Source organism: Microbacterium sp. bgisy207 (assembly GCF_965345035.1).
Taxonomy (GTDB): domain Bacteria; phylum Actinomycetota; class Actinomycetes; order Actinomycetales; family Microbacteriaceae; genus Microbacterium.
Genome location: NZ_CBDRMG010000001.1, coordinates 336,532 through 347,623 on the forward strand (window position 1 = coordinate 336,532; position 11,092 = coordinate 347,623).

General features: G+C 65.6%; 11 protein-coding genes. 4 read left to right on the forward strand and 7 right to left on the reverse strand.

Features of this window, described 5'->3' with window-relative positions:
- The 4 genes from ACSGC5_RS01590 to ACSGC5_RS01605 are packed head-to-tail and all read right to left on the reverse strand — an operon-like array spanning position 1 to position 5,738.
- Positions 1 to 417, reverse strand: coding sequence for a hypothetical protein (locus tag ACSGC5_RS01590; RefSeq protein ID WP_195692256.1), 417 nt, complete (start codon positions 415 to 417; stop codon positions 1 to 3).
- Positions 410 to 2,515 carry a hypothetical protein gene (locus ACSGC5_RS01595; RefSeq protein WP_195692255.1) on the reverse strand — a complete coding sequence of 702 codons (2,106 nt, stop codon included), beginning with the start codon at positions 2,513 to 2,515 and terminating at the stop codon, positions 410 to 412. Before ACSGC5_RS01595 ends, ACSGC5_RS01590 begins: the two co-directional genes overlap by 8 nt.
- Entirely contained in the window at positions 2,512 to 4,326 is a 1,815-nt protein-coding gene (locus tag ACSGC5_RS01600) for a hypothetical protein (protein ID WP_195692254.1), read from the reverse strand. Before ACSGC5_RS01600 ends, ACSGC5_RS01595 begins: the two co-directional genes overlap by 4 nt.
- Entirely contained in the window at positions 4,323 to 5,738 is a 1,416-nt protein-coding gene (locus ACSGC5_RS01605; protein WP_195692253.1) for a tyrosine-type recombinase/integrase, read from the reverse strand. Before ACSGC5_RS01605 ends, ACSGC5_RS01600 begins: the two co-directional genes overlap by 4 nt.
- A 60-nt stretch (positions 5,739 to 5,798) precedes the next feature.
- Between ACSGC5_RS01605 and ACSGC5_RS01610 the strand changes: the two genes are divergently transcribed.
- The 3 genes from ACSGC5_RS01610 to ACSGC5_RS01620 all read left to right on the forward strand — a co-directional run bounded on the left by ACSGC5_RS01610 (position 5,799) and on the right by ACSGC5_RS01620 (position 7,854).
- A complete protein-coding gene (locus ACSGC5_RS01610) occupies positions 5,799 to 6,692 on the forward strand; it encodes an HsdM family class I SAM-dependent methyltransferase (protein ID WP_434968849.1) in 894 nt (297 codons plus the stop codon).
- Positions 6,689 to 7,237: a restriction endonuclease subunit S gene (locus ACSGC5_RS01615; protein ID WP_434968850.1), complete on the forward strand. Its 549-nt coding sequence runs from the start codon at positions 6,689 to 6,691 to the stop codon at positions 7,235 to 7,237. The genes ACSGC5_RS01610 and ACSGC5_RS01615 overlap by 4 nt, the downstream gene beginning before the upstream one ends.
- Before the next feature lie 71 nt (positions 7,238 to 7,308).
- The gene (locus ACSGC5_RS01620; protein WP_434968851.1) at positions 7,309 to 7,854 is read left to right on the forward strand and encodes a hypothetical protein; all 546 of its coding nucleotides are present in this window, start codon (positions 7,309 to 7,311) and stop codon (positions 7,852 to 7,854) included.
- Between the two features lie 5 nt (positions 7,855 to 7,859).
- Here the strand turns inward: ACSGC5_RS01620 and ACSGC5_RS01625 are convergent, their stop codons facing one another.
- From ACSGC5_RS01625 to ACSGC5_RS01635, 3 genes are all read right to left on the reverse strand, one after another.
- Entirely contained in the window at positions 7,860 to 8,456 is a 597-nt protein-coding gene (locus ACSGC5_RS01625) for a hypothetical protein (RefSeq protein ID WP_434968852.1), read from the reverse strand.
- Between the two features lie 113 nt (positions 8,457 to 8,569).
- Entirely contained in the window at positions 8,570 to 8,767 is a 198-nt protein-coding gene (locus tag ACSGC5_RS01630; protein WP_434968853.1) for a hypothetical protein, read from the reverse strand.
- A gap of 134 nt (positions 8,768 to 8,901) precedes the next feature.
- On the reverse strand, positions 8,902 to 9,759 hold the full coding sequence (locus tag ACSGC5_RS01635; RefSeq protein WP_434968854.1) for an Ltp family lipoprotein: 858 nt from the start codon (positions 9,757 to 9,759) through the stop codon (positions 8,902 to 8,904).
- 144 nt (positions 9,760 to 9,903) lie between these two features.
- On the opposite strand from ACSGC5_RS01635, the gene ACSGC5_RS01640 reads away from it, so the two are divergent.
- A partial coding sequence (locus tag ACSGC5_RS01640) for a DUF222 domain-containing protein (RefSeq protein ID WP_434968855.1) occupies positions 9,904 to 11,092 on the forward strand: 1,189 nt, incomplete at its 3' end.

Genomic DNA, 11,092 nt, shown 5'->3' on the forward strand with positions numbered 1-11,092 from the left:
TCATCCCCGGCGTGAGTCCGCGTTCGGGCGCTTCATCGGAGTGACGTTGTGGCTCGGGTCATCGCCACGCAGCAACTGGTTCTCGACGTGCAGCTCGGCGATGGCGGTCGCGGCGATCGTCAGCTGTGCTTCGAGGCTGCTCACTCGCTCGCGGAGCTGTTTGATCTGGGCTGCACGATCGGCCAGCGAGCTTCGCAACGACTCGATCTCACGATCTCGCGGCTGGGACCCGTCGACGCGACGTGCCCACTCATCCATGACCGCAGTCGCACGGTTCATGGTGGCGCGGCTGACGCCAGCTTCGCGATAGAGGTTCTCCTTGATGAGGCGTCCGTCGGTGCGGATCGCCGCGCCGGTGAGCAGGCGCTCCATCGCGTCGCGCAGTCGGCGTTCGGTCGCGGCAGAGATCTCAGGCATCCGTGAACTTCCTCGTGATACGGCGAACGTCTTCAAGTTCTGTCTCGAGTTGTTCGCGATTGTGTGGTGCCATCTTTCGGTCGCGCAGCTTCGCGACGAGGTCGCGTTCCTCCGCGATCCAGATCGGCGCGTGCTCCTCGGTGACGACGGAATTGCCGCAGGCGGTGGGTTGGCAGCGATTAGGCATGACGCCTCCTGCGGCCGCTTCGGCGGGCAGCCCCTTCAAGCACGCCGCCTGCTCAGGGATGCCGAGGCAGTGGTTGACGGTTCCCCATCGGAGCGTGCTGAAGCGATCGCGCAGGAGTGCGCGCAGTGTGCGCTCGTCGCCGACTTTGACCTCGTTGCTTGCGACGGCCTCGACCTTCTCGAGCTCGTCTCGGAAGCGCTGTGCGCCTGCGCCTGCGAGCCTCATCTCGTGGTCTTGGTGAGAAGACCAGGCGCCGACCAACCGTGACGCGACAGCTTCCTGAAGCTCATGCTCGAACTCCGCGGCCCACTCCGGCGTCTCGCTCGCGTACCCGGAGGTCGTGCCGTTCGCGACGGCGCGTCGCGCTGCGTGCTTGAGCTGGATGCCGAGGGCGATCTCGCCGTCTGGCTGTTGCGCGGTGATCACGGCCATCGTCCGCCGGAACATGTGCGGTGCAAGCTGGAACGCGGGGATCGGTTCGAGACCGGCATCCGCGGATTGACCATTGAGCTGAGAGATGAACTGCTTCAGCTCGCTGTGACGATCGAACCGACCTGCTCCGTCGTGCGCTCGATGTTCACGTCGAACAGAGCTGAAGACGTCGTCGCCGAGAGCAAGTCGTTCCGCGACGGCGATTGCTTGCGCAACGGGTTCGATGATCCACCAGTTGCGTCGCTGGGTCCCACGCCGACCCTTCCGGAGCTGGGAGGTGACGGCGGGCGCCCCGTACGAAGTGGTGAGCGCTCCCTTCTTGATGCTCAGCAGTTCCGAGTCGCGCATCATCGTGAGAGCCGCGCAGAAGACGTAGCACGCGTTGCGGAGGAGCTTCAGTTGGACTCGGATCGTCGCCGGGTCGAATCCGTCGATCCACGGACCGACGGATCCATCGGCGCGTTCGATCGCCGTCGCTTTTGTGGCGAGCCCACCGCGCGCGGTCGCGAGCGTGCCGGAGCCGATCGCGTCGACGATGTCCTGACGTCGGCGGAGGACGTCAGGACGGTCCAACTCGGAGAACATCTGCTTGCTGTGCCCATCGGAGACGAGCAAGGAAAGAAGTGTCCAGTGGATCTCGCCCTCGCGGAATCTGCCGTACGTCATCCGATGCAGGGGCACCCGATTTCCGGGCGTTACGATCCATCGCGCGAGCGTGTCCTCGGGGTGTCGTACCTTCACGCGCTCGGCTTTGGGGCGGTCGAGCGCCGACCATTCCGCGGCGGCCGCAAAGATGTCGTGCGAGAACACGTTGATGTACTGCCAACACGCCCGCAGGAGCGGCCACCACACCTGCGGTGGAATCACCGGCGTGCTCAGCTCGGCGCTGGACTTCTGCCCGCTGAGCGCGATCGTGTGGAGATCTCCCCATGGACGGAATGGGATGCCTCCGCCAGAGAGGACTGCCGCGTAGGTGTGCAGTTCGCGAACAGCATCGACTGCTTGTCGCGTTCTGGAGGGGATCCCCATCGTCTTGACCTCAGTGAGGAAGCCGTCGAGGTGCGACTGATGGAGATCACGGAGTGGAGTGTCAGGGAGGTTGTCGGCGTACCACGCGGCGAACCGCTTCAGGCCCTCGAGCTTGGAACGGATCGTCTTCACATGGGCGGGCGTTGCTCGCAGATAGATCATCTGCCCGCGCAGCACGGGATGCACAGGGTTGAGAAGTGCCATTGCGAGTTCGCGAGCACGAAGGTTCCACTCACCGATGAACGAGTCGAACAACAGCACCGCGGAATGGCGGCCCGCAGCAGGGTTCCACCCCAGGGCGCTGAGGTCCCAGCGATCCTCATCTCCGAAGAAGGGGATGGGGAAGTCATGTTCGAGGTGTCGATCTGAGATGACCGCCGTGTCGCTCGCCCAGTAGTCGCTCGCGAACAGCGACACCGGCTCGGCAGAGTACTCGCGATCGACGCTCACAGGTGGACTCCTCTCTGGGTGAGCGGCACATGGACAGAGGCGGTCTCGCACGCCGTCCGCGCGTTCTCGATCTCCGTCGGGGAGAACTCGTGGAGGATGCGTTCGACGTTGACCAACTGCTGACCGTGTACCGCCGCGAACTGGGCCGGGGGCATCTCGTTCTCGTGACCGCGGAGAATCTCTCGGTACGCGAGGACTCGCGGCAGGTGATCTGCGAACACGATCGCGTTCGGGCACGCGAAGCACATCGATGGCCGATGCTCGCAGAGCCGCCCCGCCGGCGTGAAGGGCGATTCGTACGGTGACGTGCACTGAGTCACGTTGATTCCCTGGTCAGTGGCGCTCGAGGCCAACTCGGCGGCTGCGGCAGCACCCAGGTCGCCTGCTGCGTCGTCGACGGTGCTGGCCGCAGCACGAACGAAGACCGGCCCTCGTACTCGATCGAACACCTGACTCTGCGCCGCGTTGACTGCGTTGCCGGCCAGAACATGCACGGTTGTCGACTGCGCGTAATGGCGTTGGTAGACAGCGATGCTGTGGTCGTCTCCCGCCGCGGCGTCAGCGCTGCGGAGCACTGCTGCACGAACACTCTTCACTGTCTTGCGTAGCCGGCGGGAATCGTATGGCTTTGATATCTCGGGCGAGATCGCCATCAGAAGCGACGTGAAGGGGCGGCGCGAGAATGACTCCTGGCGCGCGACGAGATGCCTGGACGCGGTGCGCTGCACGGTGATGAACAAGGCGTCCGCGTCGGAGCCGCCCACCTCCTTTGCCTCCTCCCGAGCTGCCTCGGTGACAGCGATCAGGCGAAGTATGAGATCCCCTGCTCTCCACCCGGTGCCATCGCGAGACCCGGTGATCGCGCATCGCACGGTTCGAGTTCGGTGGGCTCGCGCCTTGTGGAGCCGTACGCGGACCGAGTCTGTCGTGTGCTCGATGTCTGTGAGTCGAACGTCCGACCACTCTTCCGGCGCCGCACCACTCTCCAACTGCAGGAGTGTGCGAAACGCAACGAGGTCCTCGCTGGACGGATAGAGGTGGGTCAGTAGTCGTCGCGTGATCCGGCCGGCATTGGCGCGGACCGGTGACTGTTCGAGCGCGAAGTCGTCGTGGAGGTCGTCGAGCACACCCGATGCGCACGCGCGGAGGACATCAGCCTCGATCGATGCTCCGGGACGTCGTCCGAGATGGCGAATGCCCCACAGGACATCGGCGCTTCGTTCCCACCCTGTGCTTCGGGGATCGTCTGCGCTGGCGAGCAGCCGACGTCCGACTGCCAGACGAGCCTCCAATTCGCGGATTCGGGCGCGGCAGGCGTTGCGAATCGCGAGTCGCTCCGCGTTCGAGAACTCATCGAGCGGCGTGGAGTCGCCGCCCTGGTGCAGCACGTGCGCCTGCGCCCAACGGAGCGTGGCGTCGCTGACGTCACGACCGTTCGCTGCGTGGACGCGGACGAGAGCGCGGATCTGTCTGCCGTACTTGTACGGGATCGCGCTCTCTGGCGGGTAGTTGCCGGCCAACGCGGATTCCCACGCGTGCAACGCGTCGATGAGGGCGAGTCCCGGCGTTGCGAGACTCACAGTTCGCGGGCAAGCGTCAGGTAGACCGCGCAGAAGGCTCATCAGCGCCCGGCGGTACTGATACGCGGTGCCGTCGGTGTGACCCATGGCTCGACGCATGTCGATCAGCGCGTCCGCGAGCTCAGCCGCAAGGACGGGGTGTGCGAAGTCGAGCGGGGCGAGTGTTCCATCGACGTTCGCGGTCGGAAGAACGAACAGCATCTGCCGCGGGGTGAGGTCGATGTTCGTCACGCGACGTTCCGATCAGCGAGGACTGCGTCCGCGTATGTCATGCCCTCGTCGCTCCAGCTCTCGAATACGTCCTGGATGAGCGCATCGGTGTCCTCGATGTAGCGCAGGTAGACCATGGTCGTCGCCGGGTTCGAGTGCCCCAGCAGCCGCTGCACTGTAAGTCGCGGGTTGATGGCGATGTGCTCGGAGATCGTGGCTGGTCCCACGTTGCCTGCCCGTCGCTCCGCCTCGCGGGCCAGCGCCACATCGGTCAGCGATTTCAGGAGCACGACAGCGAAAGTGTGGCGCAGATCGTGCGGAGTGATCCGTGCACGGCGACCGCCCATCTCGTCCTGAGCGAGCCTCAGAGCACGCCCGCTTGCAGCCTCGAACGTCGCGTGCCATTGCCTGCGGCTGATCGGCAAACCGCCTCGACCGACGAACAGCCCCAGCGCCTCCATCCCGTGGTCCCGCTCGATGACGGCAATTCGTCGCAGGTGCGGAGGCAGCTGGTGCAGCCGCCATCTCGATCGCCGCCCATTCACCCGGCCTCGCAGGATGCCTGCCGACACGTCGATCTCGTCGACGACGAACAGCTCGGAGCGGCGTCGCCAGAGGGAGGCAGCTGACGCGCGGACGACCGCTCGGCGCTCCGTCTGCCGGTAGAGATCGACCGCCCGAAGCGTCGTGAGGGGGACGTGGACGCGTCGACGCTTCTGGTACTTCGCGCACGCCTCGAGCAAGACGGAGATGCCGGTGCCCGTCGGCGGCGGGACTTCAGCGTCGAGCAGTGTGGAGAACTCACCGAGGCGCATCCCCGTCGTCACGGCCAGCTGCGCGCCCGCCTTTGAACGCAGGCTCGTTGTGCCCCGCCAACTCTCGTCCAGATCGCCCGCGGCGGTTCGTCCGCCGAGACCGACGTCGAGGAACGTGCGCCACTGCGCCTGCGTCAGCGGCCGAATGTCGGGCTCGCTCCTCCAACGCATCCGGAGCGGCGACGACCTTCCGATGGTGATCCACGGTTCGCGCTGGATCTGCCCGGTCTGAGTGAGCAGCTGATAGATCCCGCGTATCACGACCACGTCGCGTCGCCACGTCGCCGGCGACACCGGGCGCTCGGAGCCGCTCAGCCGCCATTCGCGGAACGCGACGATGTCGTCGCTCGACGCATGGATCACGTCGGTCTGTCGCGTGGCGAGGAACGACGCAAACCGCCTGGCGTCGTATGCGTACGCGCGCAGCGTCGCCGGGTCTGTCGACGCTGCGACGATCCGGAAGTACGTCAACCACGGCTCAACCGGCCGCCACCGATCGTCAAGAAGGATCGGCATCCCCTCGGGGAGCGAACGGGTGCGCGAGTAGATGTCGCTGGCGCGCGCGTCGAAGTCGGTTGAGGGGGCGAGTTGGTGGTCGACGAAACGCAGATACATCATGCTCCGGGGGTGCAGTCGGGTGGGTCGTTGAGACACTGACCGAACGTACACATAACCGCCGTGGGCACCGCCGGCTTCCTGGTGGCCGCCGAGGAGTACCTGCGCGAGCACCATCCCGAGATGTGGGCGGATGCCGCCACCCGCGCGCACTTCCATGGCCCGATGTTCACGGGGTACGACTCGGATGCCGCGATGGCCCGCATCGCGAGCATGAACATGCTGCTGCACGGCGTCGAGAACCCGACGATCGAGCGCGCGGATTCGCTGTCGGAGGGGCATCCGGGCGACGATCGCTACACGCTCGTGCTCGCCAACCCGCCGTTTGCCGGCTCGCTCGATCAAGAGACGGTGTCGAAAGACCTGCAGAAGCTCGTGAAGACCCGCAAGACCGAGCTGCTCTTTCTGGTGCTCATGATCCGAATGCTGCGCAACGGCGGGCGTGCCGCGGTCATCGTGCCCGAGGGTGTGCTGTTCGGGTCGAGCAACGCCCACAAGGCGGTGCGCAAGCTGCTGATCGATGACCACAAACTGGATGCCGTGATCAAGCTTCCGTCGGGCACCTTCAAGCCCTACACCGGGGTCTCGACCGCCATCCTGCTGTTCACGAAGACCTCGTCGGGCGGCACCGACCGGGTGTGGTTCTACGACGTGCGCACCGACGGCATGACCCTCGATGACAAGCGCACCCCCATCGACGCGAACGACCTTCCCGATGTGCTCGCCCGGTGGCAGAACCTGGACGCCGAGGCTGCACGGTTGCGCACCGACCAGAGCTTCTTCGTGCCGAAGCAAGAGATCGCCGACAACGGCTACGACCTCAGCCTCAATCGCTACAAGGAGATCGAGATCGAGGAGGTCGAGCACCGTTCCCCGGTGGAGATTCTCGATGAGCTGGACGCCCTCGAAGTCGAGATTCAGGACGGCCTCAAGCGCCTGCGGGAGATGCTCGCGTGAGTTGGGAGACCGTGCCGCTGGGGGATGTCGCCGAGCTAAACCCGCGTACGCCCTATGGTGAAGAGACGGGCACCTTTCTCGGCATGACAGACCTGGGGGAAGACGGGCGGACGACTTCGGGAATCATTGTCGATTCGCAAGACCTGAAGACGGGGTACACCCCATTCCGGAATGCTGATCTGCTGGTGGCGAAGATCACGCCTTGCTTCGAGAACGGCAAGATTGGTCAGGTCAGAATCAAGACCGACGTCGGTTGGGGATCGACGGAGTTCCATGTTGTTAGGCCCAACGACGCGATGGTCGATCGTCGTTTCTTGCACCACTTCCTGCGCACTCCGGAGGTGCGTGCGGCCGGCGGAATGCGCATGACTGGAAGCGCTGGGCAGAGGCGGGTGCCGATCAACTTTCTTCGCCGGCTACAGATCCCCCTCCCGCCTCTCCCCGAGCAGCGCCGCATCGCCGCAATCCTCGACGAGCCGATGCCCTCCGCTCGGCCCGACGTGAGTCGCTTCGGCTGCTGCACGTCATTCCCCGGGGGGTCCTAACCCAACGCGACGCACGAGGGTGGGAGACGGTTTCGCTCGGTGAGGTTGCCTCGCTTCAGGGTGGGTTGACCGTGAACGCTCGGCGGGCGACGCTTCCGCAGCGGGCGGGGTACCTGAGAGTCGCGAATGTGTTCCGAGGTGCTATCGATACGACCGAGATCAAAGAGCTCGGCGTGTCACGGGCTGAACTCGAACGGACGCGCATCCGGCTCGGCGATTTGCTGGTGGTCGAAGGCCACGGAAATCTTGATGAAGTTGGCAGAGCCGCGTTGGTCACCGCGCTCCCCTCAGCAGATCTCACGCACCAGAACCACTTGTTCCGTCTGCGACCAAATGGGGAGAGAGTTCTCGGTCGTTTTCCGGAACTGGTTCTCAATTCGTCGGACTCGCGAAAGTACTTCCGTCGCGTCGCCAATACGACCTCAGGTCTGAAGACTCTCAACGCTACGAGCGTCCGATCGCTGAGAATGCGTCTCGCACCACTCTCGGTCCAGAATGAGATCGTGCGGGAGCTTGACAGCGTGAGCAACGCAATCCGCGCTGCTGAGAGCAGTTCGACGGAGCTCGACGAACTGTTCGCGGCCCTCCAGCACCGCGCGTTTCGCGGCGAGCTGTGACCCGTTCAGTACTCGCGCAGTCTTTCGGTTGATTCCCATCCGTCGAAGTTGTCTGGAGGCTCGACCTTCCAACCGCGCGACTTGAGTACCTCCGCGACCTCTGCGGGGTAGTTGCGGGCGATCGTGCGGACTTGAAACCTGCGCGCCAGTTCGCGGCCGTCTTCGACCGCAGTGCGCCATCCGTCTCGGCTGTCGAAGCCGCATTCGCGGATGAGGAACTCGATGAAGTCCTCTAGACCAGGACGGAATCGTCTGCCGCCGTTCGAGAAGTGCAGATCGGCCAACGACATGGGGACCCGCTCGCGCTTACCTCCGCGCCGTGTGCGAGCAAGGATGAACGACAGCGCACCGCGTTCGGCATGGAACTGCCAGTGCGATGTCGGGGCGCCCGTTGCCCTGTTCTCGAACTCCAGACGCGCCACAGGGACGTTCTCGAATACCGGCGTGAGCGCTACCCGCGAGCGATCGATCTTGAGGAAGCCGTCGTCGGTGACTTCGGCGAACATGTAGAAGGTCCAGGAGGCGAGGGTCTCGCCGTCGCAGGTGAGCGGCAGCCTCTCGGCGGTTTCCGGATCCGAGGCATCGACCGGCGAAATCCGCACACGCCCGGTATCAGGGAACTGTTGAACGCGAACTGTTGGGGCGCAGGGCAGGGCCGATCGAATCGTCTGTTCGAGCCTCGAGGCGAACTCTTGTGCCTGCCCCAGCACGGCGGTCAGTCGGTGAGTTCGTCTTCGCCGAGCAAATAGGCGATCGAGTCCAGCTCATCGCGAACGGCCCATCCCTGATCCGTGAGACGACGTTCACGGGCCATCTCGCGGAAGGCCTCGTAAGAGTCGAGGCGCAGCTCCGCCAGGAGTTCGTTCTGGCGTGCGATAAGTCGGTCCTTGGTGAGAGTAATGACGGGAGCCATGGGATTCCTCTCTCCTGTGTCGTCCCCACAGTAAACCACCACCCGCTGACACTCTGGGAGCGCCGGCCCAGATGCTGAGGAGAGAGCGGGCGGCAGTCAGCCCTGCGCACCCCCGCCCCCTCCTCAGCCCGCGCTCAGTAGCCCACGGCCGTAAGGGCGTGTTCTGCCTGCTCGGGGGTGAACTGCTCGCCGTATTCGCTCGTGAGCTGGTCGTACAGGCCCTGGCGCGAGAACGAGGTGAAGCTCAGGTATGACTCCGCCGACTCCACCGCCTCGGCGTTCCAGTCGACAAGACCGTTCTGCTCGAGATAGGCCAGGGCGAACTCCGCATCGGCGCCCTCGTACCCCTCGCCGTACTCGCTCGTGAGCTGATCGAACAGTCCCGCGCGCGAGAAGGCCGTGAAGTCGAGGTACGACTGCGCGGAACGGATGGCGTTCTCCTGCCCGCGGGTGAGCTGCGGCTTCGCTTCGAGTGTGAGTGTCACGGTCGACCCCTCCTCGACCGTGGTCCCTTCCGCGACGTCCTGGGCGATCACGGGCATGGTCTCATCGCCCTCCGCGGCGACCCGCAGGCCGAGTGCTTCGAGCGTGGCGCGCGCGGTCGCTCCGGACTGCGCCACGACGTTCGGCACGACGATCATCACGGGTTCGGGCTCGGGCTGCGCCGCCACCTCAGAGGTGGCGTCGTCCTGCACGGTCTGCGGTGCCGCATCCCGCGAGGAGCTTCCGCCGCCGAGCGCACTGCCGACCCCTCCGATGAGGATGATCGCCGCGACCACCGCCACGGGAATGATGACCGCCTTGCGCGCGTACCAGGGTCGCTTCACGGGGCCGGCAGCTGCGGTACCCGAGGCTCCGGGCTGGCGCACCATGTCGGTGCGCCAGTCAGATCCATCCCAGTACATTTCGGAACCGGGCGCGGCTTCGGAACCCGGATGCGGGTACCAGCCCGCAGGAGTCGCGGACGGCGTGGTGTTGCTGTTCTCAGACATGCGAAGACCTTTCGGGTCGTGTGGGCGCACACCCCCCGGCGCGCGCCACCGGCCGGCGGCCAGTAGGACAGGACACACCAGGCCTCCGACATTGTCAGCGTCGCAGGCCGGGCCAATGTCGGACCCCCCTCGTAGTGTCGGGGTATGGAAGCAGTTGGTGTCGGCGGGACGGGCGAATGGCCCGGGGCCTCGGATGCTGACCTGCTCGTGTGCGAGGGGGACGTGCTCGAGGCGGACGGTGAGCTGGGATGGGTTCCACCGCGACCGGATGCTGTGGGTCTGGTGGTGGAGGTCGCTGATCTGGCGGCGGTGGTCGCTGCGCAACGGTTTGTTCGGGTGGATGCTCTTCGTCGTGAGGCGCTGGATGATGTGACCCGGTATGGGGGTGGGTCTCGGGAGTTGGTGATGCGGTCGCTGCGGTTGGAGTTGGCGGCGGCGTTGCGGGTGTCGGAGACCGCGGCGGGGATGCTGCTTGCTCGTGCGGAGTCGCTGGTGCACCGGTATCCGACCGTGCTCGACTCGCTCTCCCGCGCGAACGTGACGGAGCGGCACGTTGAGATTCTCGTGGACGCTCTTGACGTGTTGGCCCCCGATGTGGCGGCTGGGTTGGAGAGTCGGGCGCGAGTATTGGCCGAGACGCTGCCGGTGGGGTCGTTCCGGCGGGCGCTGCGCCGCCTCATCGACCGGGAGATGGCCCCGACGTTGGCCGAGCGGCATGGGTCGGCGGTACGGGAGCGTCGGGTGGTGATCGAGCAGGTCGGGGACGGGATGTCGTGGTTGCACGCATTGATCCCGTCGGTGGAAGCTCACGCGATCCACGGCCGGATCACGCAGATGGCAACGGTGATCCGCGACCATGACCGCGGTACCGAACGCGGCGGTTCGCCTGAGGGGTCGGGGGAGCGGTCGTTGGACGAGCTCCGCGCTGACGTGTTCTGTGACCTGCTGATCGACGGGACCGTGTCCCAGCACCCGAAAGCGGCGCGGGGGATACGCGCGACCGTGGTTGTGACCGTTCCCGCCCTGGCCTTGCTGGGCGTGGAGGGGGTCACGGATCCGGCGGAGGTGGAAGGGGTCGGTCCGATCCCCATCGAGAAGGCCCGGGAGTTGGCTGGGTCTGCGTCGGGGTGGATGCGGGTACTCACCCACCCCGAGACCGGCGCCATCGTCTCGGTGGGGCGGACAAGGTATCGGCCGCCACCGGAGCTCGCGAAGCTCGTGAAGTGGCGGGCTGACCGGTGCATGGGACCGGGGTGCGGGAAACCGGCCTCGCAGTGTCAGATCGACCACACGATCGCGTGGGAACACGGCGGAGAAACGAGTGTGACCAACA

Excerpts from the sequence above, each read along its gene's own strand:
- ACSGC5_RS01605 (WP_195692253.1), bottom strand. The coding sequence starts at position 5,738 with ATGATGTATCTGCGTTTCGTCGACCACCAACTCGCCCCCTCAACCGAC.
- ACSGC5_RS01630 (WP_434968853.1), bottom strand. The coding sequence starts at position 8,767 with ATGGCTCCCGTCATTACTCTCACCAAGGACCGACTTATCGCACGCCAG.
- ACSGC5_RS01590 (WP_195692256.1), bottom strand. The coding sequence starts at position 417 with ATGCCTGAGATCTCTGCCGCGACCGAACGCCGACTGCGCGACGCGATG.
- ACSGC5_RS01635 (WP_434968854.1), bottom strand. The coding sequence starts at position 9,759 with ATGTCTGAGAACAGCAACACCACGCCGTCCGCGACTCCTGCGGGCTGG.